Source organism: Maribacter aquimaris, from assembly GCF_014596745.1.
Taxonomy (GTDB): domain Bacteria; phylum Bacteroidota; class Bacteroidia; order Flavobacteriales; family Flavobacteriaceae; genus Maribacter_A; species Maribacter_A aquimaris.
This window is the reverse complement of sequence record NZ_JABTCF010000014.1, coordinates 111722-137503: the sequence shown is the minus strand read 5'-3', so window position 1 is coordinate 137503 and position 25782 is coordinate 111722. Positions and strand designations below refer to the sequence as shown.

At 39.7% G+C, this 25782-nt stretch carries 21 protein-coding genes and 2 tRNA genes; 13 read left to right on the top strand and 10 right to left on the bottom strand.

The annotated features are described in order from the left end of the window. Positions 1-14: 14 nt before the first annotated feature. Positions 15-1637 (top strand): S8 family peptidase, encoded by a 1623-nt coding sequence (locus tag HPE56_RS18250; protein WP_188245186.1) that lies wholly within the window; start codon positions 15-17, stop codon positions 1635-1637. Between the two features lie 20 nt (positions 1638-1657). Continuing rightward, positions 1658-3517 carry a M1 family metallopeptidase gene (locus HPE56_RS18245; protein ID WP_188245185.1) on the top strand — a complete coding sequence of 620 codons (1860 nt, stop codon included), beginning with the start codon at positions 1658-1660 and terminating at the stop codon, positions 3515-3517. A 21-nt stretch (positions 3518-3538) separates the two neighbouring features. Here the strand turns inward: HPE56_RS18245 and HPE56_RS18240 are convergent, their stop codons facing one another. Both HPE56_RS18240 and HPE56_RS18235 read right to left on the bottom strand, forming a co-directional pair. After that, complete coding sequence (locus HPE56_RS18240) at positions 3539-4759, bottom strand: succinylglutamate desuccinylase/aspartoacylase family protein (protein WP_188245184.1); 1221 nt, start codon at positions 4757-4759, stop codon at positions 3539-3541. A 3-nt stretch (positions 4760-4762) separates the two neighbouring features. Beyond that, on the bottom strand, positions 4763-6613 hold the full coding sequence (locus HPE56_RS18235) for a CBS domain-containing protein (protein WP_188245183.1): 1851 nt from the start codon (positions 6611-6613) through the stop codon (positions 4763-4765). 164 nt (positions 6614-6777) lie between these two features. Between HPE56_RS18235 and rnpA the strand changes: the two genes are divergently transcribed. The 4 genes from rnpA to HPE56_RS18215 all read left to right on the top strand — a co-directional run bounded on the left by rnpA (position 6778) and on the right by HPE56_RS18215 (position 11590). Then, positions 6778-7218 carry a ribonuclease P protein component gene (gene rnpA / locus HPE56_RS18230; protein ID WP_223170366.1) on the top strand — a complete coding sequence of 147 codons (441 nt, stop codon included), beginning with the start codon at positions 6778-6780 and terminating at the stop codon, positions 7216-7218. Then, positions 7202-8830: a S41 family peptidase gene (locus HPE56_RS18225; protein ID WP_188245182.1), complete on the top strand. Its 1629-nt coding sequence runs from the start codon at positions 7202-7204 to the stop codon at positions 8828-8830. Before rnpA ends, HPE56_RS18225 begins: the two co-directional genes overlap by 17 nt. Positions 8831-9184: 354 nt before the next feature. Then, positions 9185-10693 (top strand): S10 family peptidase, encoded by a 1509-nt coding sequence (locus tag HPE56_RS18220; RefSeq protein ID WP_188245181.1) that lies wholly within the window; start codon positions 9185-9187, stop codon positions 10691-10693. An 18-nt stretch (positions 10694-10711) separates the two neighbouring features. Continuing rightward, on the top strand, positions 10712-11590 hold the full coding sequence (locus HPE56_RS18215) for a fructosamine kinase family protein (protein ID WP_223170365.1): 879 nt from the start codon (positions 10712-10714) through the stop codon (positions 11588-11590). A gap of 22 nt (positions 11591-11612) precedes the next feature. On the opposite strand, the gene HPE56_RS18210 is transcribed toward HPE56_RS18215, so the two are convergent. Continuing rightward, positions 11613-12806, bottom strand: coding sequence for a C40 family peptidase (locus tag HPE56_RS18210; RefSeq protein WP_188245180.1), 1194 nt, complete (start codon positions 12804-12806; stop codon positions 11613-11615). Positions 12807-12931: 125 nt separating this feature from the next. On the opposite strand from HPE56_RS18210, the gene dcm reads away from it, so the two are divergent. The 4 genes from dcm (at position 12932) to HPE56_RS18190 (ending at position 17984) form a co-directional block, all read left to right on the top strand. Then, positions 12932-14158, top strand: coding sequence for a DNA (cytosine-5-)-methyltransferase (dcm, locus tag HPE56_RS18205; RefSeq protein WP_188245179.1), 1227 nt, complete (start codon positions 12932-12934; stop codon positions 14156-14158). Positions 14159-14161: 3 nt separating this feature from the next. Then, the gene (locus HPE56_RS18200) at positions 14162-14776 is read left to right on the top strand and encodes a hypothetical protein (protein ID WP_188245178.1); all 615 of its coding nucleotides are present in this window, start codon (positions 14162-14164) and stop codon (positions 14774-14776) included. 310 nt (positions 14777-15086) lie between these two features. Beyond that, a complete protein-coding gene (locus tag HPE56_RS18195) occupies positions 15087-17447 on the top strand; it encodes a glycoside hydrolase family 3 N-terminal domain-containing protein (protein WP_188245177.1) in 2361 nt (786 codons plus the stop codon). A 162-nt stretch (positions 17448-17609) separates the two neighbouring features. Continuing rightward, the gene (locus HPE56_RS18190; RefSeq protein WP_188245176.1) at positions 17610-17984 is read left to right on the top strand and encodes a hypothetical protein; all 375 of its coding nucleotides are present in this window, start codon (positions 17610-17612) and stop codon (positions 17982-17984) included. Positions 17985-17992: 8 nt separating this feature from the next. Here HPE56_RS18190 and HPE56_RS18185 read toward each other — a convergent pair whose 3' ends face one another. From HPE56_RS18185 to rpiB, 3 genes are read right to left on the bottom strand one after another with little or no spacing between them, the layout of a single operon-like run. Next, on the bottom strand, positions 17993-18433 hold the full coding sequence (locus HPE56_RS18185) for a GNAT family N-acetyltransferase (protein WP_188245175.1): 441 nt from the start codon (positions 18431-18433) through the stop codon (positions 17993-17995). A 2-nt stretch (positions 18434-18435) separates the two neighbouring features. Then, positions 18436-19347 (bottom strand): cation diffusion facilitator family transporter, encoded by a 912-nt coding sequence (locus HPE56_RS18180; RefSeq protein ID WP_188245174.1) that lies wholly within the window; start codon positions 19345-19347, stop codon positions 18436-18438. A gap of 53 nt (positions 19348-19400) precedes the next feature. Then, the gene (gene rpiB, locus HPE56_RS18175) at positions 19401-19832 is read right to left on the bottom strand and encodes a ribose 5-phosphate isomerase B (RefSeq protein ID WP_109648452.1); all 432 of its coding nucleotides are present in this window, start codon (positions 19830-19832) and stop codon (positions 19401-19403) included. Positions 19833-20442: 610 nt separating this feature from the next. On the opposite strand from rpiB, the gene rnr reads away from it, so the two are divergent. Genes rnr through HPE56_RS18160 form a run of 3 tightly spaced genes read left to right on the top strand, consistent with a single transcriptional unit; the run spans position 20443 to position 24056 of the window. After that, positions 20443-22632 carry a ribonuclease R gene (gene rnr / locus HPE56_RS18170; protein WP_188245173.1) on the top strand — a complete coding sequence of 730 codons (2190 nt, stop codon included), beginning with the start codon at positions 20443-20445 and terminating at the stop codon, positions 22630-22632. A 60-nt stretch (positions 22633-22692) separates the two neighbouring features. Continuing rightward, entirely contained in the window at positions 22693-23373 is a 681-nt protein-coding gene (locus HPE56_RS18165; protein WP_188245172.1) for a head GIN domain-containing protein, read from the top strand. Between the two features lie 8 nt (positions 23374-23381). Then, a complete protein-coding gene (locus HPE56_RS18160; protein WP_188245171.1) occupies positions 23382-24056 on the top strand; it encodes a LysE family translocator in 675 nt (224 codons plus the stop codon). Between the two features lie 38 nt (positions 24057-24094). Here HPE56_RS18160 and HPE56_RS18155 read toward each other — a convergent pair. From HPE56_RS18155 to HPE56_RS18140, 4 genes are all read right to left on the bottom strand, one after another. After that, positions 24095-24165: transfer RNA gene (locus HPE56_RS18155), tRNA-Cys, on the bottom strand. Between the two features lie 72 nt (positions 24166-24237). Next, positions 24238-24308, bottom strand: a tRNA-Cys gene (locus tag HPE56_RS18150). Between the two features lie 51 nt (positions 24309-24359). Further along, positions 24360-24719, bottom strand: a complete 360-nt coding sequence (folB, locus tag HPE56_RS18145) for a dihydroneopterin aldolase (protein ID WP_188245170.1) — start codon at positions 24717-24719, stop codon at positions 24360-24362. A gap of 102 nt (positions 24720-24821) precedes the next feature. Further along, positions 24822-25766, bottom strand: a complete 945-nt coding sequence (locus HPE56_RS18140) for a PorP/SprF family type IX secretion system membrane protein (protein ID WP_188245169.1) — start codon at positions 25764-25766, stop codon at positions 24822-24824. Positions 25767-25782: the final 16 nt, after the last annotated feature.

Here is a 25782-nt window from a genome sequence, read left to right as displayed (position 1 = left end):
TTAATATTCCATTCATGACACATAAACTTTATAGACCCATATTAGGATATTTCATAGCCAGCTTATTAATGGGTTGCGGGGCAACCGCTATAATTTCAACCCCTGTTGAAAATATTGATTCCATGCCGCTTAAGATCGCGGATATGACCGAAAGTCAGAAAAAGTCCTGGAGTCATGCCGATTTACTTACCGATACCATTCCCGGGATGAGTGTCGACAAAGCCTATCGCGAAATTATTGGTAACAAAAAAGGCACCAAGGTCATTGTTGCTGTCCTTGATTCCGGTATGGACCTTACACATGAGGACCTGGATGATGTTTTATGGACCAACAAGAAAGAAATACCAGGTAATAACATCGATGATGACAACAATGGTTACATAGATGATATTCATGGGTATAACCTCTTGGGTGAGTCTTATGACGAGCAATTGGAATACGTAAGGATCCTTCGATTAAAACTCGGGGATGCCGATTTACAAGCCAAGGCACAGGCAAAACTGGACAAGGAATACCCAGAAGCCCTTGCAAACAAACAACAATACGAGCAGATTTTACAAACGGTAAAAAATGCCGATGAAGCCGTAAAAGAACATTTGGGGAAATCGGAATATACCAAGGAAGACCTTTCCGGTATTAAGGATGAGACCGAGACCATGCAAAGAAATGTTGCTATACTCACCCAAATGTTCACTTATGCCGATACCATTCCTGAATTAATGAAGGAATTGGAAGGTGGCATAAAACATTTTTCCGAACAATTAAATTATAACCTTAATGTTGATTTCGATGGCAGGAAAGTGGTCGGTGATGACCCTTATGACCTTATGGATACGAACTATGGCAACGGCAACCCACAGAACAGGGTTAAAGACGAAAGCCATGGTTCCCACGTTGCCGGTATTATCGCAGCGGAAAGAAACAACGGTATTGGTGCCAAGGGAGTAGCCAATAATGCGGAAATAATGAGCATTCGCGCCGTACCGAATGGTGATGAATATGACAAGGATATTGCCTTGGGTATACGCTATGCTGTTGATAATGGTGCAAAAATCATTAATTGTAGTTTTGGTAAATCATTTTCCCCTAATGCGGATTGGGTTTACGATGCTATTAAATATGCTGCTTCAAAAGACGTATTAATCGTTCATGCAGCCGGTAATGATGGTGTTGATTTGGATGATCCCAACAACCCTAATTTCCCCAACGACCAAATCAACAATGGCCCGGAAATTGCTGATAATGTAATTACAGTGGGAGCCCTAGACCCAGAATATGGTTCTGAAATGGTAGCCTCTTATTCCAATTATGGGAAAGTGAACGTAGATATCTTTGCTCCGGGAACTGATATTTATTCAACCATACCCCATAATGAATATGAGTTTATGCCCGGTACATCAATGGCTTCACCAGCCGTGGCAGGTGTTGCCGCTTTGGTATGGTCACAATATCCAAACCTTAGTGCTTCCCAAATTAAGAAAATCATTCTTGAATCAGGACTTAGCATCAAGACCCCAGTGATTTTGGGAGGGAATTCCTCCAAAAGTAGTACGATGGATAAAATTTGTACATCGGGTAAAATCGTAAATGCCTACAACGCATTGATCATGGCTAAAGCAATGTCCAAAAATAAATAGAGATAAATCCTAAAAAATTTATGCAGTCAAAAAAAACAGTATTCCTTTTAGCCCTATTGACCTTTAGCCTTTTTGTGCAAGCACAAAACTCGAATTCATATTGGCAACAACATGTCGACTATACTATGGAAGTTGATATGAATGTAAAGAATTACCAATATAACGGGACACAAAAATTGATCTACACGAACAATTCACCTGATGAACTGTCCCGTGTATACTATCATTTATATTTCAATGCCTTTCAACCCGGCAGCGAAATGGACATGCGTCTACAGAATATCGAGGATCCCGATGGAAGAATGATGAAGGATGGGAAAAGTAGGATTGCTGATTTAAAACCTGATGAGATAGGATTTTTACATGTATCCTCCCTTACACAGGACGGTGAAAATGTTACGTTTAAGGAAGAGGGTACTGTTCTGGTCGTTGAATTGGCCAAGCCTATTCCGTCTGGGGGTAAAACCACCTTTGAATTGGATTTCAAGGGTCAGGTACCTGTCCAAATCCGTCGTTCAGGCCGTAACAATGCCGAAGGCGTAGCGCTCTCTATGAGCCAATGGTATCCCAAATTGGCTGAATATGATTTTGAAGGGTGGCATGCCGACCCCTATATCGCCCGTGAATTTCATGGGGTTTGGGGCGATTTTGATGTAAAACTGACGCTCGATAAGGATTATGTGGTCGGTGGTACGGGATATTTACAGAATCCACAGGAAATAGGACATGGGTACGAAACCCCGGGTACCAAAGTGAAAAAGACAAAGGGAAAAACACTTACCTGGCATTTTAAAGCCCCCATGGTACATGATTTTATGTGGGCCGCAGATCCTGACTATATACATGATACCTTAAAAATGGAAGATGGCCCCGTGCTTCATTTCCTTTATAAAAACGACCCGGAAATTGTTGATAACTGGAAGAAATTGCAACCCAAAACAGCTGAAGCCATGGAGTTCTTCAGTAAGAATATCGGCAAATACCCCTACGAACAGTATTCTGTGGTACATGGTGGTGATGGGGGTATGGAATATGCCATGGGTACACTCATTACCGGAGGACGAAAATTCGGTAGTTTGGTTGGGGTGATGACCCACGAAATGGCCCATTCCTGGTTTCAACAGGTGTTGGCAACCAACGAGGCCAAACACGAGTGGATGGATGAGGGTTTCACTACATTCATCTCTACCCTTTGTATGAATCAGATTATGGCGCAAAACAAGGAGAACCCTTTTGATAACGCGTATAATGGTTATCGTAGATTAGCCCTATCAGGTAAAGAACAACCCCAAACAACCTATGCAGATCGCTATGACAACAACTTTGCCTATGGGATTTCGGCCTATAGTAAAGGAGCGATTTTCCTTGCCCAATTGGGTTATATCATCGGTCAGGATAAGTTAATGGAGACCCTTAGAAAGTACTTTAACGATTTTAAATTCAAGCATCCGGTACCCAACGATATTAAAAGAACGGCGGAAAAGGTTTCCGGAATGGAGTTGGACTGGTATTTGGTAGATTGGACGCAGACGACCAATACCATAGATTACAGTATAAAGGAAGTGGTTGCCGATGGCGTCAAAACCAAGGTTACCTTGGAGAGGATCGGATTAATGCCTATGCCGGTGGATATTCTTGTAGTATATGCCGACGGCACTCAGGAGACCTTGTATGCACCACTGCGTATGATGCGGGGAGAAAAGGCAAATCCGTACCCAGATATCAAACGTACTGTCTTGGATGATTGGCCATGGGCTTATTCAACCTATGGATTCACCATTGACAAGCCTTTGGATGATATAACGGCAATTTTGATCGATCCATCACAACTTATGGCCGATGTTGATCTGGATAACAATCTCTGGCAAGCCCAAGAATAAATAAAAGGCTAATTACGGGATTCACCTGGTTTTCCGGGTTGTGATCCTATACCACCAAGTGTTTCCGTACATCTCGGTTTTAGCGTTGAACTCCCTATTATTCATCACAATATGGGTGTCGTCCAACATGCGGTTCCTATAGCCTAAAAGGTGAAAAAACGGCCTTGTCGAAAATTGGGCCACCTTCGTATTGACCAATAACGATTCCTTTTCCTTATTGGCCCAAGAAAGTCCCGGAAGGTAATGCAATAGGTTGCCGATCTTGGTTCTTCTAAAAAAGGCCGATAGTTTAAGCACCCAAGTGGGTAATTTTCGAATCAGGAAAAAACCATCATTCCCTTTTTGTTGGTACAACGGCATAAAGATTATGGTATCTTTTTCAGCTTTGATAAACTCTTCTTTTTCCATGGCCAAGGGAGTTCCTTCAATAATTTCCTCGAAACTATGGAAACCTTCCATCATCTTGAAATCCTCATTATCATCAATATGATGCCGATAAATGATTTCGTAAAAACTGGAGTTGTTATCTGCGGATTTTTGAAGTTGTTCATAGTGGCCTTTAAACCCATTGACTTCATCTTTTTTCAAAAAACCACTATAAACCATAGCCAACCAAGTAAAGGCAATGCTATTTTTTATGGCCATTTCCTCGGTGTGCTGACCAGACTCGAACCCTAAGGAAACATACCCTTTTTCATTGATATAACTCAATAGGGGCCCGTCTAAATACTCCTCAATGCCCAAAACAATGGGAACCGGGAAAAGTTTTGAAAACCTTCGATTGATCAACGCATCATTAATGGTAATAAAGGGCAGGGTTTTACTGGACGTAGTGTGGTAATCAATAAAATAAAAAGGTCCCTTTTCATGCTCCAAAATACCATGAACCAACGTATGGAGTTCCAGTAATTCTTTCTCCTCATTCAGAAGATCTCTATTATCCCGCTCTTTGATGCTTTCGATTTCGGGCTTCGTCCAAATACGATTTAAATCCTTATCCAGATATCTTTTACCTTCTTCCAAGGCTGGTAAATTACCTTTTAGCGCATAAATGCTTCCATGGTATGTAAATGACCCCTTTCCGAGTTCATTGAGAACCTTTTCAAGGGCAGTTACACCAGCCTTTTCATTCCCGTGGATTCCCGCGAAAAAAACCAAGGTCGGTCCTGGGTGTTCTCCCCGGATATGACCTATAAGACGTTTGGTCTTTATCTCTGCTTCGGGGCTCCAGGTATCGATCATAGGTCAAAAATCTTTGGAGGTGATAATACCAACAAGTTTCTTCCCCCGTACTACCGGCAGACAATTGATCTTATGGGTCTGCATAAGGCTCTTGGCCTCTTCCAAAGGGGTGGCGGGAGTTGCCGTTACCAAATCACGTTTCATGATATTCTTAATATTCTCACCGTGATTTTCAGGGCTGTCCAAATACTTGCCAACATCGGTCCAAGTAAGTAGTCCGATAAGATCCATGTGATTATCCAGAATCGGTACATGATGGATGTCTTTCCATTGCATCATACGCAATACAAGTTCCAAACTGTCATTCTCCTGGGCCGTAATGGTTCTAACGTTCATACGTTCACCCACTTTCCTGTTTTCTTTGGGAATCTTGAACTCATCCCCTCTTGGTAATTGCCAAGCATCGATGGTATACCCTTTTTGCTGCCTTTCATAAATGGTCGCAGTCAATATTTTTAAGGCATCGGTGGTTTTATAATCTTTCTTAAGTTTTCTGAATCCTTCAACCATCCAACGCGATCCATTGGTAGATTGCACCCGATGTTTGATGATCTTTAAGTAGTGCTCGGCATCCTTAGGGGCAACCTTCATACTGTACAATCCCCTATAGGCCATTGGTAACAGATGATCTAAAATAAGATCATGGCTGGATATTAATGAATTGTTCCAGTAAAATTGGGCGGCCATTCCGTACCTAGCGGCATTGAAGAAGTTACTTTTAACATCCTTAAAGTCCATTATGGTATGAACATTATCAAACTCCTTTGGTCTACCTTTCATTAGTCCGACCCAGAACATCATATTCGCCATTTCGTCGGCCGTAGAAGGTCCTGAGGGTAAATATCTGTTTTCCAAACGCATATGGGGTTTGCCATTGGTAGTGCCGTAACATAACCTATTCCATTTATACACTGTTCCGTTGTGCAGTTTCAATGCCTTTAATTTTGGAATATTCCCTTGCTCGAGCTCGGTAATGCTATCGTTCTCAAAATCGGAAGTAAGAATACTTCTAAAGCGAATCACGGAATCCTTGAAAAAATCGACTACCGATCCCTGTGCCCATTCGTTTCCAAAACCTACCCTTGATTCCCTTTCGTTCATTACAAAAGTACTGGCCCTGGTATCCACACTTTGTGCAAAAAGTGCAATTCGGGATTCTTCCCATAACTCACGACCCATCAATAATGGCGAATTGGTACAAATGGATAAAACTGGACCGGCGATGGCCTGCGCCCAATTGTACGTATCGGCAAAATTATTGGGATCTATCTGCAAATGGGTCTGAAAACTGGTATTACAGCCTTCATAAAGTATCGAATCGTGTTTAAGATTCAGCTCATCAACACCTTTGATATGCAGTTCAATATCGTTTTTCCTAATCTCGGTAATGGCTTCATTCAAAACTTGGTATCGTTTTAAAGGAGTCATATAGGATAATTTCAGATGCTTCGTCCTAATGGTGGGCAATATACCCGTAAGTACCATTTTAGTGTTGTTTTCATGGGCAACCTCCTGTACCTGATCGAGGAGCTCATTCAATTTGCTATGTAATTCTGAAAAACATTCCCCCTTAAACTCTACGGGTTCCAGATTAATCTCCAGATTATATAAGGCCAACTCAGAAGTAAAATACTTCTTATTCAACTTTTCCAGTATTTTATCGGCATTCTTGGCAGGCTCCCACTCCTCGTTGACCAAACAAAATTCCTGTTCGATTCCTACTCTGGAAATATCTTTCTCGAACATGTCGTTCTCGAGCATCAACTCCAAAGCCTTTATATCAGCCATTAGCTGTTTCAAGTACAATCCCTTGTTAGGATTGCCAATTAATTTCTCAACATTCAATTCTCCCATTATATTGTATTAAAGTCTGCAAGTTATTCTAAAATAGGTATTATTCCATACAAGATAGAACCTTTTTATGCTGAAGGCAAATGACAATTGTCATAAAAACGAATACAGTGTTTTTTCTTTACTTTTGCAGTAGGGCATAAAATATGCCATAGCGAATATATAAATTGGGGATTTCCCTATTTAGGCATAACATCATTAAAACAAACAACGTAGAAAAACATAACTTTTCATTTCCGAAAAAAGAAAAATTAAAGAATAAGAAGTTGATCGAACGACTTTTTAAAGAAGGGAAACAACTCAACGGCTATCCTTTGAAATTGCTTTATTTGGAATTGGATTCCCCTATGGATGTCCGGATTAAAACCGGGGTGGCTGTTCCTAAGAAAAAATTTAAGAGTGCAGTCAAGAGAAACCGCATAAAAAGGTTATTACGTGAATCGTACCGTCTTAACAAACAACTTGTTTTTAACAATAGTGAGGGGAACTTTGCGTTTCTAATTTTATACCTTGGGAAGGAAATGCCTAGTTATCCTGTGATTGAAAAGGGCATGCAAACAATACTTCAAAAATTTCTAAAAAAAATCGATAATGCAAAAGTTGATTAAAAAAAAGGTGCTGATCCCTGTATTGGCGATTACTTTTTTACTCATTGGTAGTGGTTTCAAAAGCGATTTTTTCGAAATAGCAAAACAGATAGAGATATTCACTACCCTATTCAAGGAGTTGAACATGAACTATGTGGATGAAACCAATCCAGCTGAATTGATGGACACCGCCATCAAGAATATGTTGAACGAATTGGATCCCTATACCAAATTCTTGAATGAACAGGATGTAGAGGCCTACAAAATCAACAATGCCGGTGAATACTCCGGTATCGGGGCATTGGTGCGTTCCTATAAGGATCGCCTATTGGTCATTGAACCCTACAAGGATTACCCTGCGGACAAGGCCGGACTAAAGGCCGGGGATGAAATCGTTAAGATTGGAAATATCAATGTTGCGGATTTTGATGACAACGCCAGCGAACTTCTTAAAGGGGCCAATAATTCTGAAGTGGCCATCACTTATAAAAGACAGGGTAAGATCAACACCACCTCAATAAAACGTGAGGCCATTGAAGTCGATGCCGTGCCTTACTATGATATGGTTGACGACAAAACAGGGTTTATCGTTCTAGCAAAATTCAATGCCAAAGCCTCCTCACAAACCAAGGAGGCACTCCTTGACCTAAAAGGAAAAGGGGCTGAAAAAATCATTTTGGATCTACGTGGAAATCCAGGGGGCCTATTATCCGAGGCCATCAATGTAACCAATCTATTCATACCCAAAGGGGAATTAATAGTCACTACAAAATCGAAGGTGAAAAAGTTCAACTCGGAATACAGGACCAAAAACAAACCGGTAGACACTGAAATACCCTTGGTAGTCCTGGTCAACGGTAATAGTGCCTCGGCTAGTGAAATCGTGTCTGGAAGCCTTCAGGATTTAGATCGTGCAGTAATTATGGGGGCAAGGAGTTTTGGAAAAGGACTCGTACAAAGGCCTCTAAAACTCACCTATGGCACCCAATTGAAAGTGACTATAAGCCGCTACTACACCTCTTCGGGAAGGTGTATACAATCTTTGGATTATTGGAATAGGGATGAAAATGGCCATGCCGTTCGACAAACACACTTCAACGAATTTAAAACAAGAAACGGCCGTAAGGTACAAGATGGTGGTGGTGTATTGCCCGATATCCGGATTGATGAACTCAATACGAATTCCTTATTGAAGGCCTTGGACGAAAATAACGTGATTTTCGATTATGCCACAAATTACCATTATTCGAATTCCCTTGAGCGTTTGGGTGATTTTACTTTTTCAGACGCGGATTTCAATGCCTTCAAAACCTTTGTGGCCCAAAGTGATTTCTCCTACGAAACCAAAACCGAAAAGGCCCTCAAAGAAGCTATGACCGTCGAAAATGATGATATTTTGGGTGATGCCGTTCAAGAAAACTATACATCCTTGTTGAATGAGATTGAAAAGAGCAAAATCATAGCCTTGGATAAGTACCAAAAAGAGATCAAGAAAAAATTGGAGGACGAAATCATTAAAAGGTATTTTTATAGAGAGGGGTTGTTTACCTACTATCTAACCCATGACGAGGCCATACTGGCTGCCAAGGAATTATTGTCCAATGAAAACAAGTACAAAGGTATCTTACAATAGCCCCAGAGGGGTGTCTTTGATTCCGTTTTAAATAGCACCTATACCTTTCACTGAAATAGGAATGAACTTTCTTAAAGTGCCGTGAACAACATCAAACCCATAGCCTTGGTAAACCATGGGTTATGACAAAAGAATAATCTAAGATGTTTCCTTGTCCAATCCGTGGGATATGCTAGATTTAGTTTCGATCTTTAGTCGATAAAACAAGCTGTACCACATTACGATGGCTGAAACAGCAAAAAATCGGTAATGATTAATTACATTTAAATCTGTAAAGGCACTGATAAACACCTTTAACCGAATCAAAGCCATAACAGTATTTAAAGTGATTGTTAACCCATTCCAACTAAGATTATGAAAAAAATAGTGCTTGTCCTTGTTATCGTATGCCACCTTTCTATGGTAGCCCAAACAAAAGAAGAAAAACCAAACCCCAAACCCATTCCTGCACCAAAATCATTTGTTACGAACCATAAAGGGGTTTTTGGTGGTAAATCAATTTCTTACAAGGCCACCGCTAAAGAAACCTTCCTAAAAAGTGAAAAAGGGGATTCGGTCGCTACCATTTGGTCCGTAGCATATACACAGGATGGCATAACCCATAGTGCCCAAAGACCTGTAACATTTGTTTTCAATGGGGGTCCGGGTTCTGCATCGGTCTGGTTGCATATGGGATTATTTGGTCCTAAAATCGTAAAAATCGATTCCGATGCCAAAAAGGATGACGGGGCCGCCCCTTATGATTTACAAACCAATGAATACGGTCTTTTAGATCTTACCGATTTGGTTTTTATCGATCCCGTAGGTACGGGTTATAGCCGTGTTGTCGGTAAGGGCAAGGAAAAAGACTTCTGGGGATTAAAGGAAGACGCTGCCTCGGTGGCACAGTTCATTCGACTATGGATTACAGAAAACAAACGATGGTTTTCCCCCAAATATATCGCCGGTGAGAGTTATGGCACCACACGGGCTACTGCAGTGGGCAAGGCTTTGGAAGGAGGGGGACAGAACATGGCCTTGAACGGACTTATTTTAATATCCCAAGCCTTGGATTATGACGGTTCTACATCCATACACAATAACATAACCTCCTATGTTACCTATTTGCCCAGTATGGCCGCCACAGCTTGGTATCACAAGAAAGCGGGACAAGGTAAAGACCTGAAGGATTTTCTTGAGGAGTGCCGTAAATTCACCTATAACGTCTACACCCCTGCCCTATACAAGGGTAACTTATTGACCCATGACGAGAAAAATTCGATTGCCGAAAAAATGTCTTATTTCATTGGGCTGGATAAAGCATATATCCTCAGATCGGACCTACGTATCTTAATGCATCGTTTTCAAAAGCAATTATTGGCCGATAGAGGCCTGGCTATAGGCCGCTTAGATGGTCGGTTTATGGGGGACGAAGCTGATAAACTTTCAGAAAAGCCACATTTGGGCGATGCCTCCAGTTATCAAATCAGTTCGGCATATACAGCTGCCTTGAACCATTATTTCGCTTCTGCACTAAATGTGGATATGGATAGGCCATATTTAACCTCTAATGATAAGATTGGAAGTAAATGGCGTTGGAGAACCGTACCCGAAGGTAGTTATTGGGAACCTGCCCCCGTGAATGTTTCCAGGGCACTGGGCGAAACCATGAGACGAAATACTGAAATGAGGGTTTTGGTGGCCAGTGGATATTTTGACCTCATCACTCCCTTTTTTGATGCCGAATATACTTTTTCCAGAAACGGAATCGTAAAGGAAAGGGTTACCATGACCTATTATGAAGCCGGACATATGATGTATATTCATGAACCCGATTTGATAAAACTATCAAAGGATATCCGGGATTTCCTTACTGTACAATAAATTGATCTAAAAGTATAAATGAAAGCCATGCTTTCTTCAACTTTCAAATCACATATCAGCCAGATTTTGGGTTGCAAGGTCTTAAAAGTCGAAGCAGTCCTAGGAGGTGACATTTCAAAGGCTTTTGGAGTGTATACCCAAACACAACGGTTTTTCTGCAAGGTGAACGACAGTCCTTGCGCATTACCTATGTTCAATATGGAGAAAGCCGGACTTGAACACATTGAGCGCACCAAAACCATAGGTGTACCCAAAATACTCGCTTGTGGACAACACGAGGGCATTTCATATCTTTTAATGGAATTTATTGCCTCTAAAAGTGCAGATTCCAAGGACTTCGAAACCCTTGGCCATCAACTGGCAGCCATGCATTCCTTGGCTATGGGTGATTCCTTTGGATGGCCACAGGACAATTACATTGGAAGTTTAACACAATCGAACAAAAACCACCCGGACTGGTCCCTATTCTATGTTCATGAACGTTTGTTGCCCCAACTCATAATGGCCAGGGAAAAACGCTTATTGGGTTCTGACGAAATTCCTACCGAAAATAACCTTGTCAAAGGATGTCAGCAATTCTTTACCCATACAAAACCCGCATTACTTCATGGGGATTTATGGAGTGGTAACTATTGTATCGACACCCAAGGACACCCCTATCTCATCGACCCTGCAGTATACTACGGCCATCATGAGGTGGATATTGCCATGACCAAACTTTTCGGGGGTTTTGGAACTTCATTTTATGACGCTTATTCAGAACATTTTCCTGGGATTGATGGCGCCAAGGAACGCACCGATATTTACCAACTCTATTACCTGTTGGTCCATTTAAATTTATTCGGAACATCGTATTATTCCGCTGTGAAACACCTATTGAAAAAGTATTTCGGTTAGCGTTATCAGTGAATACGGTTGTTCAATCCTTAAAAATCGGGGTATTGGCCAAATTGATCAATCCGTCCTCCTCTTCCTTTAAAATCCTTTTGGTACGCAAATATCGCTTCAGATTCCATTCATCAAAATTTGGGGCCTTGGGATCCATACTACTGATACGTACCATATTGGAAGAGTGGATAAATTCATTATTGCCAATCCACATACCCACATGTACGACCTTTTCCGGGGTAGAGTCGGTGGCCTTTCGGCCAAAAAACAACAAATCACCCTTGACAAGGTCATCAAAATTCTTTAGTGAATCAATGGATTTCCCTGTATGGACCTGTTGGGAAGCATCCCTTGGAATGACCATACCGTTCAAAAAGTAGATGGTTTTGGTAAATCCGCTACAATCAACCCCTTTGGTAGAGGTACCACCCCATAGATAAGGTACACCCATTAATTTTTTGGATGTCTCCACCAAGGCGTCGGTGGTTGGGTTCAAATCCTGTAACCATTGATTATAATCCTGTGCTTCACCCTTAAGAATAAATGCGATTCTACTATCTGGATATTTCACTTTGTAGAACCCTTTGTCTTCTCCCAATTTTTCAAGAACTGCCCCAGCCACCATATCGGAAACCACTTGTGAAGTTACATCGGTTGTTGAATATGTGTGCCCATAGGTCTTTGTAAATATGATTTTATCGGAAGATCGCCATTGGTTTGCCGAAATGGAATCCATTAATTGAATACCGCCACTATCGACCCATGAAAGGTATTGATCCGGTGTTTGTATCAAATACCAACCATCTGACTTTTTATAAACCTTGACGGGCGTGCCCAAAGTGGCCTGGGTGGCCAATTCGGCGGAGTGTTTTGGTTGGCTGCGTAGATTGGCCACGGAAATCGTAATGACTCCCTGTATTTTCCCCTCAAGCTCCTTGGTCGGTAACAATTGGATGCTATCAATATAATCAACGTTTTCAGCCGACAACCTCGTTTTTAAGGCATCTAGGGCCTTGGGTAGATTGCTTTCCCCTTTTAAAATATAGGTGTCATTGTCCTTTATGACTTTTATATCAAAAAGTGCTACCCGTTTGTCCGGGGCCACTTCTTTTTTCACAGCATCAATTTGCTGTTGTAAAAGGTCATCCGATACCCCATCACCCTGACACCCTTGAAATAACAATAAGGGAACGAGAGCACAGGTCAAAACACGTCTAAAATCCATACATCGAAATTTTATTCAAAAATAGACAATTAATGATTTTTATCCTTCCAATTTCTGGAAGGTTACTACCATAGGGGAACAATTGCTTTATACTTTTATCCTGTTTTTCCCTAATTTAGCCAACAATGAAAAAATTAAAGGTCATAGAGCTTTTTGCAGGTGTTGGCGGTTTTCGCCTGGGACTTGAGAATACGGGTAATTACGAGGTTGTTTGGTCGAACCAATGGGAACCCTCGACCAAAATCCAACATGCCTCCACGGTCTATGAGGCCCGTTTTGGTGATCAAAACCACTGTAATGAGGATATTTCAGAAGTTCAAACAAAGGATATCCCCGATGCTGATATCTTAGTAGGTGGTTTTCCCTGTCAGGATTATTCCGTGGCAACGACCTTGCAGAATTCCAAAGGACTTATAGGTAAGAAAGGGGTATTGTGGTGGTCAATACATCGTATCCTATCGGAGAAAAAAACGCCGCCTAAATATCTTTTCCTTGAAAATGTAGATCGCCTCTTAAAATCACCCTCAACCCAAAGAGGCCGGGATTTTGCCCTCATGCTCAAAAGTTTGGACAATTTGGGTTATGCTGTGGAGTGGCGGGTAATCAATGCTGCGGATTATGGTATGCCCCAACGTCGTAGACGTATATTTTTCCTGGGTTACCATAAATCCACCCCTTTATATAAAGCATTGGAAAAAGCGGACAAAAAAGAATGGATTGCCCAACAGGGTACCATTGCAAATGCATTTCCTGTTCAAAACACCTTGGAAAACTATAATCAATTTACCATTAAGGGGGACTTGGTTGAAATTTCCGAAACATTCAATCAAGGTGAAAAGTTATCCCCTTTTGGCAATACAGGGACCAGTATCAATGGAGCCGTTTTTACGGCAAAGACACATCCAAATTATGACGGACCACGGACGGTGCTTGCCGATGTGCTTCAAAATGAAGAGGTTACCGAGGATTTTTATATTCCGTCCGATGAATATCCTAAATGGGAATATTTAAAAGGGGCCAAAAAGGAAGTAAGAACCGCAAAAAATGGTTTTGAATACAACTATAGCGAAGGTGGTATGATCTTCCCAGATGCCTTGGACAATGCCTCACGGACCATTATTACGGGTGAAGGGGGTAAAAGTCCGTCTAGGTTCAAACATGTTGTAAAGACCCCGAAAGGACTTCGACGTTTGACGCCTTTGGAACTGGAGCGCCTAAACATGTTTCCAGACAACCATACCCTATTAAAGGGTATTTCAGATACCAAACGGGCTTTTTTTATGGGCAATGCCTTAGTGGTTGGGGTGGTTGAACAAATCGGTAAAACCCTGTTCGGTAAAATAAACAACTAAATCGTGGGTGATAAAAGTCATTTTAAAAGTGATTTGCAGAAAGAGAAACAACTTGCAATCCTTTTGGATTCGATGTATCACAACCACTTGAAAAATTACGGTTTTAAACGGATATCCGATTTAAACCTTCAACACAGGGGTGTTGACCTGATCCTAATTCAAAAAAACACCCAAAAGACATTTTTTGTTGATGAGAAGGCCCAATTGGATTATGTGAACGACGATTTACCCACTTTCGCCTTTGAAATCAATTATCAAAAAAACGGAAAAATAAAACCAGGGTGGCTATACGATCCTTCAAAGAAAACCGATTTCTATGCCTTGGTTACGGCCATCTATGCTGACGAGCCCCAAACCTATACCTCTTGTAAGATCACCTTTGTAAACCGTCCCAAACTTATCGACTTATTAACAACCCGAAAACTCACCCAAAACCGCTTGGAAATTTATTGGGAAAAAGCCCATGGCAAACATGGTAAATTCAAAATAAGCGAACTGGATTCCCATTCGGAAGGCTACCTTTATGCATCGACCCAAAACAAGGCGGAAAAGCCTTTTAACCTGATATTAAAGCTTGATTTCTTGATGGAAAACGGTGTTGCCAAACGTTTCGTTTGATTCTTTTACAAACCACAGGGTCGGTAAATCTTAAAAATTATTGATTACGGTATATTTCAATGGGTTGATTTGGTGATGATAAACACATAAATCGCGGTTCAGGTACACTATATTCGAAATCATTGCTTCCTTAATAAACCGACCTACAGGTCGGTAAGGTCAATTTTACTATTTTTTTGATCATAGCCATTCAATTTTAAAATCTAGACCAAAATCCGTCTCAAATCATTACTTTTAAACATCAGCTTATGGTTTGTACACAACGTATAAAACACCATCTTCATTATACATATTTTAATATATAAAGTCAATGCGTTTATTAAAATCCATTTCCACGGCAATAGCATGTTTAAGCATCATAACCGTGTGCTTTTCACAAGAACCGATACAAAATGCGCCTTATAAGGATAACTCCCTAAGCGTGGAGCTCCGGGTCAAGGATCTGTTGGGCCGTATGACCCTGGAGGAAAAAATTTCACAGATGCAGATGTTAAGCTTATCTTCCTTGGCATTCGACAAAAATGAAAAAGTCAGTCCGAGTTCTTTGGATAGCTTATTCCACGGACAAAGCATTGGTTGTTTGGAGAGTCCGTTCATAGGGGTAGACCAAATCGCAAAACTTTCTGAAGCGGCAGACAACTATCTTCGCAATAATACAAGACTGGGAATACCAGCCATTCAAATTGCGGAATGCCTGCATGGGCAGTTGGCCTTTGGGGCTACCATTTTTCCACAAGCCATTGCACAGGGAAGTACTTGGAACACCGAATTGATACAAAGAATGAGTGCCCAGATTGCCTATGAAGCGAGCCTTTCCGGGGTAGATCAAGCTTTATCACCCTTATTCGATCTTGCACGGGACCCAAGATATGGCAGGGTTGAAGAATGCTATGGCGAGGACCCCTATCATGTTGCGGAAATGGGAAAAGCCTTTGTTATTGGTATGCAGGGTGACCCCGAAATTACAAAAAACCATATTCCGGATAATAAACTTATATGTACGGCGAAACACTTTGTGGCCTATAGCACCCCGATTGCGGGTATCAATCTAGGGCCTAATAATGTTGGACCCCGGGATTTAAGGGATTTGCACCTATATCCGTTTAAAAAAGTGATACAGGAAGCCAATATCTATTCCGTAATGCCCGCCTATAATGAAGTCAATGGGATTCCGATGCATAGTAACGAATACCTAATGAAAGACATTTTACGTAAGGAATTGGGTTTTAATGGCTATGTCTTCTCCGATTATGAGGCTGTATGGATGTTGGAGCACTTTCATAAGGTTACCCATGATAAGACTGAAACCGCCATAGAAGCCATAAAGGCCGGTATAGATCTTGAAGCACCAAAACCTTATGCGTTTTCCGAATTGGCAGAACTGGTCAAAACAGGAAAGATCGATAGCACTTTGATCGATCAAGCCGTTAGTAACATATTAACCGCAAAATTCAAGGCTGGTTTATTCGATAAACCCTATACCGCACCGCAAAAAGTATCCGACTTGGTTCACATCCAAGAAGCGAAAAACCTTGCGCGTGAAGTTGCGGAAGAATCCATAATCCTTCTAAAAAACCAAAATCAACTATTGCCCTTGGATGTTACCCAACTAAACTCCATTGCCGTCATCGGTCCCAATGCCGATCAAGTTCAATATGGTGATTACAGTGCCACCAAGGATAATGCCTCTGGTGTAACCCTATTGGAGGGAATAAAAAATTATGTAAACAATACCATTACTGTGAATTATGCCCAAGGGTGTACCATTACCGGTCTCGATAACAGCAATATACCGGCTGCCGTAAAAGCGGCGGAGCAAAGTGATGTAGTGGTTTTGGTTATTGGTGGTACCAGTATGACCTTATCGGGAATTGGCTGGGGAAAAGAAATTCCCGGTGATTATGCAACTTCAGGTGAAGGTTTTGATAGAACCACCTTAACACCTCCTGGTATTCAACCGGAATTGATCAAGGCCCTACATGAAACCGGGAAACCTATAGTATTGGTTATGGTTCATGGGCGTGCCTATTCCATTGCGTGGGAAAAAGAAAATATTCCTGCTATTGTAGAGGCCTGGTACCCTGGGGAAGAGGGTGGAAATGCCATCGCCCGTGTATTGTTTGGGGAAGTGAATCCTTCTGGTAAATTACCGGTATCGGTACCAAAAAGTGTAGGACACGTACCCACTTTTTATAATACCAAACCCTCGGGAAAGGGTTTTTATCACCAACGGGGAACCAAAGAAAAACCAGGAAGGGATTATGTTTTTTCCTCACCAGATCCACTTTTCCCTTTTGGCCATGGGTTGAGCTATACCCAATTTGAATATTCCAATTTAAAGGTTACGAACACCAAATTGGATAAGAACGAATCCATTCACGTTTCAATGGATATTAAAAATACCGGGGAAATGACAGGAAAAGAAGTTGTTCAAGTATATATTAATGACAAGATAAGTTCTGTTACCACGCCTATTCAGGTTTTGAAGGAATTCAAGAAAGTGAATGTACGCCCTTCTGAAACCATTAGCATTGCTTTTTCCATTCCCATGAATGAACTTGGTCTCTGGGACAAAAATATGGACTATAAGATTGAACCCGGGGAATTTGAGATAATGATAGGTAGTTCCTCTGAGGATATTCGACTTAGAAAAACCATTTTGATCAATTAAAATCCTTTATGGTAAGTCCATTACCAGTCTATATTGGAATAATGATTACCATAAAACGACCAAAACGGCATTGTAGGTGAAATACTGGTGTTAATTAACATAAAACATTGTTAATCAATGCTTAAAATTTGTTTTTATAAGATTTTTCTGCTATTTTCAAGGATGATCAAAGTAGAAAAAATAGAAAACAAGGAGTTTTTGGAAAAATCCATCCATCATTTGGAAGCCACTGGTTTTGAAAATATCAAAGCCGATATGGACGGATACGAAACCCCAAAATCGTATATTAGAAAAGAAAGTGGCGTAAAAATAACCCCGGACATCGTAGCCCTTAAAAATGGGATCAAGTATATTTTTGAAATCAGTCTAAAATCTGAAAAACCATTGCTTTTGAAGTCCAAATGGTTGTTTTTGGATACCTTGAGTCGGTTAAAATCGAATCGGTTTCGGATCATCACCACCAAAGGACATTATAAATTTACGGATACCATGTTGGAGGATATTAATCTTTCCAACAAATCACCCATTCGTATCTAATTGTGATATTAGTCTTTTAGCATTCCGATATGCGGAATACCATCTTCCAAATATCCATCCCCAATTTCTTTAAAACCAAGGGAACTGTAGAATTTATTAAGATAGGTCTGTGCTGAAATCTTAATCGTAGTCTCGTTGAAATGTTCTTGGATAGCTTTTATGGAAGCCATCATAATTTCATTGCCATACCCATATTTGCGCTCAGATTCCTTGACTACTACACGGCCGATACTGGCTTCAGTAAAATAATCACCAGGTTTGAAAACCCGGGTATAGGCCACTATTGTATTATCCTTGGTTCCAATAATATGTAGCGCTTTTTGATCTTTACCATCCAAGTCTTGATAAACACAATCCTGCTCAACCACAAAAACTTCGGAGCGTAATTGGAGAATACCATATAATTCCTCTAATGAAAGGGCTTCAAAATTTTTAATGGAAATGTTCATTTTCAATCTTGTACTATAATTTGTTTGGCATCACACTTTCCAAATTCAGGCTGGATGTTAACGTGGTTAATTCCGAAATTATGATATACCACATCTTCAATTTGGTCTAGAATGACATCGAATTCCGATAGTTTTATATCTTTTTGAAAGTCAATATGGGCCTCAAGATGCACCTCATCCTCGTTCAATTGCCAAATATGAACATGATGGACATTCTTAATGGGATCGATTTTATTAATAGTCTCTACAATTTGTTGAACATGAATGGTACTCGGGGTAAATAACATGAGTACCCTTGTAGATTCCTTAAGTAAATCATATCCCATAAATATAAGGTAAAGGGCAATCGCCAAGGTCAACGCTGGATCCACCCAATACATTTGATAAAATTTCATCAAGAGACCCCCAATGAGTACGGCTACAGAAGCCAACATATCGGTCAATAGGTGTAGATATGCAGATTTCATGTTCATATTGCTATCTGCATGTTTTTTTAATAATAATACACTGAAACCGTTGGCAGCGATGCCCAATAGCGATAGCCAAATAACCAAATCCGATTCGATGGCAATAGGATTCATAAAGCGCTCAATAGCCTCTTTTATCAAGATGATTGCCACAATTACCAGCGTGGCGGCATTTACAAAAGCGGCAATTATCTCAGCCCGTTTATAACCGAATGTTTTATTGGTACAGGCTTCTTTTTTTGATAGGGCGGTAGCCACATAACTTACAATCAAGGAAAGAACATCACTAAAATTATGCAATGCATCCGACAATAAGGACAAGCTTCCCGAAATCAACCCTCCAATCACTTGGGAAACAGTGATAATGATATTAAGAAATATAGATACTAAGAGGTTTTTTCCCTTTAGGTCCGTATGTTCATGTGAGTGTCCGTGATTATGTGCCATAATAGGGTAAATGAAAAGAATCCATCAAAATGTAATCAATACAAAAATACTTACTATGAACAAGGTATCTTTTCAATACGCCGTTCATGTCGACCCCCTTCAAAATCCGTATTTAAAAATACTTTGACCATGTCCAATGCCTGTGGCAAGGATATATATCTAGCGGGTAAACTTAAAATATTTGCATCATTATGTTCCCGTGCCAATTGGACTATTTCCTTGTTCCAACATAAGGCACATCGAATTTTTTGGTGTTTATTCGCCGTCATTGAAGCGCCATTGCCACTACCACATATAATAATTCCGTAATCAACCTTCTCTTCTTCAACATCTTGGGCCACAGGATGCACAAAATCAGGATAATCAACACTATCAGCACCATCGGTACCATAATTTGTAACTTCGATATCCATAGATTTCAATAGTCCGATTATGGCTAATTTATATTCTGTTCCCGCGTGATCGTTACCTATAGAGATTTTCATGGTTATCTTGTATATTTTGTACAAATGTACAAATACATTGTTATTCACAATAATAATGGACCTATCACGTTTATACTATATTATATGTAAAACTACATTGTTATTATCTTCCTAATATCCCTTATTAACTTGTTAATAATTAAGTTGAAAAAAGTGGTATTTAAATTTTGTTATTACCTTTCCTTTTCGTCTTACAAAACATTACGTTAAAAAAAGAATTTACTTCTAAGAAAATAACATGAAGATATTAAGTTAAATCTTTTCGTAGTTAACAATAAATTTACTTTTACTTATTAATAAATCAATGTTGAAATAGGTTATCAATAATCGTTGATAAGATTTATAATCCTCTGATAAATAATGAAAGTATGTTGTGATAAGTTGTCGATAAACTGTTTTATGGGTACAAACCTATTTTTTAAACGTTTTTTTATAACCACTATTAACAAGCTATAATAAACACCATTTTGTTTTAAATTTATAAAAGAAAAAATGAATTGTATGATATATATGTTGATAACCTCAATTAATGCGAAATAATGCTTAAGAAAGGTTATTAGATATAGGTAATGGATTATAATTTGTAATTTTCAACCCAAATAGAATTTTAATGTCAAAGAATAATAAAAAAGGAAGAAACCATAGAATTAACGAAATAACGAAAGGAATTTTTACCGTACTTGAAAAAGACCCTAAAAAAGGCTTTACTTATAAACAAATTGCCGAAAGAATCGGTGTTACTGACGCGAATGAGCGCAATCAATTGATAAAACGACTGACCCAACTCAAAGAAAAAAAGAGAATTATAGAAGAGACAAGAGGTCATTATAGGGCTTTACCCTCAACCAAAACCTACCATACCGGTCGTGTTGATATTACAGGAAGGGGTAATGCCTATATTATTGTGGATGGAATAGATGAAGATGTATTTGTTCCGTTCAATAAATTGAATAAGGCCTTTCATAAAGACACGGTCGAGGTTTATATTTTTCCAAAAAGGAAGGGCAAAAAACTGGAAGGGGAGATTACACGGGTTGTTGAACGAAACAAAACCAATTTTGTGGGTATTGTTGATATGCAAAAGACCTTTGCCTTTGTAAGAACTTCGGATTTTAGAATGTACACTGATATATTCGTTCCAAAAGATAAAATAAAGGGTGCTGAAGATGGTGATAAGGTCGTTGTTGAAATTACCGAATGGCCCGATAATACCGATTCCCCCTTTGGTACCATCATCGATGTATTGGGGAAACCGGGGGAGCATCAAACCGAGATACATTCCATTTTAGCGGAATATGGCTTGCCTTATGAATTTCCTTCTGAGGTTGAACAATATGCCAATACCCTGGATACCTCGATAAAATCCGAGGAAATAGCTAAAAGAAGGGATATGAGAGGGGTATTGACCTTTACCATTGACCCTAAGGATGCCAAGGATTTTGATGATGCCTTATCCTTTGAAGTACTTGATAATGGCAATTACGAAATAGGGATACATATTGCCGATGTTTCCTATTATTTACAACCGGATACCCTGTTGGACGAAGAAGCTTATAATAGGGCTACTTCCGTTTATCTTGTAGATAGGGTGGTACCCATGTTACCTGAAGTATTATCAAACAATGCCTGTTCATTACGTCCCAATGAGGAAAAATATACTTTTTCCGCCATTTTCGAACTTAATGACAAAGCTCAGATACAAAACCAGTGGTTTGGTAGAACCGTTATAAATTCCAATGAGCGTTTTGCTTATGAGGAAGCCCAGCACATTATTGAGCATGGTAATGGTGATATACCCAGTGAAATATCGATTAGGGGTAACGCCTACTCCGTTTCCGAAGCGGTTGTAAAAGCTACCCTTACCATGGATAAGTTGGCCAAGATCATGAGGGACAAAAGAATGGACCAGGGCGCTATTTCCTTTGATAAAGTTGAGGTTCGTTTTAATTTAAATGAAAACAATGAGCCTGAAAGTGTTTATTTCAAGGAGGCTATGGATGCCAATAAGTTGATAGAGGAATTTATGTTGTTGGCGAATCGGAAGGTCGCAGAGTTCATAGGGAAACAAAAACCTAAGAAGACGTTTGTATACCGAACCCATGCCGATCCCGATGAGGATAAGTTAATAGCGTTGAATTCCATTATCTCAAGATTCGGGCATAAGCTTGACTTTAAGGATAAAAAATCGATCAGTGCGTCTTTAAACCAGCTTTTAGAGGATGTGAAAGGCCAAAAAGAACAGAATTTGGTCGATACTTTGGCAATTCGTAGTATGAGTAAGGCCATATATACCACGGATAATATTGGTCATTATGGTTTAGCCTTTGATTATTATACCCATTTTACCTCACCTATTCGAAGATATCCGGATGTAATGGTACATCGTCTATTACAGCATTATTTGGATAATGGTAAATCGGTCAAGGAGGAAATCTATGAGGATAAATGCAAGCACTCCTCGAATATGGAAAGTTTAGCGGCCAATGCGGAGCGCGATTCCATTAAGTACATGCAGATTAAGTTTATGCAGGATCATCAAGATCAAGAATTCGTGGGAGTTATCTCTGGGGTTACCGAATGGGGTATCTATGTAGAGATCATTGAGAACAAGTGTGAAGGAATGGTTCGGATTCGCGATATAAAAGGTGATTATTATATCTTTGATGAAAAGGAATATGCTATTGTTGGTGAACGTACCAAGAAAACATATCAATTAGGGGATGAGGTTGTTGTAATGGTAAAGAACACGGATCTAATAAAACGTCATCTTGACTTTACACTCATCGGAAAGAACGAGTAAAATCGTTTTTTGGAATAGAATTTGTTTAAGTTAGTAAGAAAATACCTAAAAACTAAAACAATGAAAAATTTGGTTGGGCTTGTGTTGCTCGTTTTTGTTTATCAAATAACAGTTGCACAAGACAATAAAATTACTCAGGATTTACAGCCATTTTCAGAATTGAAGGCATTTGATGGTTTATCTGTTAATTTGATAAAATCCACTGAAAATAAGGCCGTTATAACTGGTGCTAATACCGATAACGTGGTTATTGTCAATAATCAGGGAGTGTTGAAGATACGGATGCAGATCACCAAGATATTCAGTGGATATAGAACATTCATCGATTTGTATTATACCGATAAATTGGTAGTGGTCGATGTTAATGAAGATGCTAGAATTTACTCTAAAGAGGCCATTAGCCAGGATGTTTTGGAACTTAAGGCTCAAGAAGGTGGTGAATTGGATATCAATGCCGAGGTTGAACAGTTGTTGATAAAAGCGGTCACAGGAGGGGTTATCAAAAGTTCGGGTACTGCGGATCTACAGGATGTAGCCATAAATACCGGCGGTGTCTATGAGGGAAAGGATTTGATTACGAAGTTTTCGACCATCAATGTGAATGCCGGTTCCAAGGCAGAGATTTATGCCACGGATTACGTAAAGGCATCCGTTAAGGCAGGTGGTGAAGTATTGGTTTATGGAGACCCAAAAAAAATGGAGGAGAAAACAGTATTTGGAGGTATAATAACTAGAATGTAAAGGCACAGATGTTAGACGATATTCAGGCAGCGATTCCATTGGGTTTTTTGTTAAGCTTTATGATAGGGCCTGTTTTTTTTGTTCTTCTCGAAACCAGTGCGGTAAAAGGTTTTAGGGCGGCTTTGTCCTTTGATTTAGGGGTTATCCTTGCGGATATTCTTTTTTTGACGTTGGCTTATTTCAGTAGTTTTCAATTGTTGGAAAATTTAAGCAACCAACCCGGTCTTTATGTTTTTGGTGGCGTTATATTATTGGTTTATGGTATTACAACATACTTTAAGACCGATATTAAAAAAGATAAGCCGGCATTACGAACCAAGAAGAGCGATTATCTGGGTTTATTTGTCAAAGGTTTCTTGTTGAATTTTATCAATATTGGTGTACTTGTTTTTTGGTTGGGTATTATTATTGTGGTCGGACCAAGTTTAAACAATGATCCCAATCGTATTATGGTTTTCTTTGCTGCCATGCTCGGAGCCTATTTGACCACTGATATTTTCAAGATTTTATTGGCCAAGCAATTGAAACGTAAATTGACCTACAAAAGAATTTCTAGAATAAAGAAAATCCTGGGTATTATATTGATCATATGTGGTTTAGTCCTTATTACCAAAGGATTTTTACCAAAGGATCAATTCAATATTGAAAAGGGGATTGAACAAATAGAACAGATAAGGGAATAGTAAAAAAAAACCTCCTTGAACAAGGAGGTTTTTTTATGAGGCATCGAATGGAATCGAACCACTGTATAAGCCTTTGCGGGGCCTAGCCTAGCCACTCAGCCACAATGCCTTTTGAAGTGTAAACTTAGTACCCTAATCCATCTGTTTCAAAGTGACTCTTTGAAACGTAAGGAGTCTTATGAGGCATCGAGCGGATTCGAACCGCTGTACAAGCTTTTGCAGAGCTGCGCCTAGCCACTCGGCCACGATGCCATTTTCGAGGTGCAAAGGTAGCACCTTATTTTAAGGTATCAAAACTATTGTTTACGATCTTTTTGAACGCAAAACAACAGTTACCATTTCTACATCACCCCCTATAGGTGGATTTATTTTGGAAACGGCCAATTTTATTTTAGCTACGGATGTTAATTCTTTAAAAACCCGATCTATGATTCTTTTAGCGGCATGTTCCAATAATTTGGAAGGAATGTCCATTTCCTCCTTTATAATGTGATTGATATGTACATAATCTACGGTATCTTGAAGGTTATCGGAAATAGAGGCCTTTTTAAGATCTGATTTCAACGAGATATCAACCCTATATTCACTACCTATGATATTTTCTTCGTTCAAACAGCCATGGCGTGCGTGTACCCTTATGTTTTTTAGTTTGATTATCCCCATTAGGTTATTGAAATTTTCCGCAAACTTAAATCAATCCAATGAAATCAGAAGACTATATATGTAATTTATCTTTAAATAGGATGTCTGAAAGTAGTTCGTTGTTTAATAGGTACACCTACAATTACTGATTCCCTGGAATAGATCCACACCTAAGGTAATCACATGTGTTCCGGAACTATACCCTAGTATTTCATTTAAGATGATTTGATAGGAGTATCCAAAATAGAAATTGTTCTTTTTGAGCCCTACAATAGGTGCAATATATAGTGGATCACCTATTTGATCGTTCAAAAATCGATAGGTTACCCCAGCATAGTAGTAGTCTTCAAAATCATACCATCTGAATTTCACGTTCAAATCGGTTACCGAACGACCATCGCTCTCAAAAAGTTGAAAGAAGACCGAAGGTTCAATTTCCAATCGACTGTTCTTGTTCTTGGTGTATCGATATCCTGTGTAGGCATAATAATTACGAAGGGTATTGGGTTCAAATACGGGATTGAATTTAGTCAGATCCTTATTCAATATATTTGAGGCATTCAAACTAAAATAAAACTTGTCGTAACGGTACATGACCCCAACGTCGAAGTTATGGTTTGTAGTGGCCCGGTCATCGGTAACACTGGGATCCAAAGCATCGAAATTTTCAATATCTATTCGAAATTGGTTGAAGTTGTACGACAATCCAAACGATAGAAACTCATCATCATATCTATCTAGGGTCAAATGGTGGGCAAAGGACAATCTAGCCCCTCGTTGTTTGGTTTCACCATTACTATCGTTGTATAATAAGGCTCCTATCCCGGATCTTTCCCCAATACGCATATCGGCAGCTAAGGATTGGGTGTCTGGGGCATCTTCGATACCTACCCATTGGGTAAGTCCGTTTACACGAATCTTAACATGATCCCCAATACCCGCATACGTGGGTGACATTACAAAGGGGTTATCAGCTAAGTATTGCGATAGTTGGGGAATGGTAAGTTCTTGGGCCTTCATCATAAAGGCACTTACAAAAAGTAGAACTGTTACTATTTTAGTACGCATTGGAATTATAGGTTAA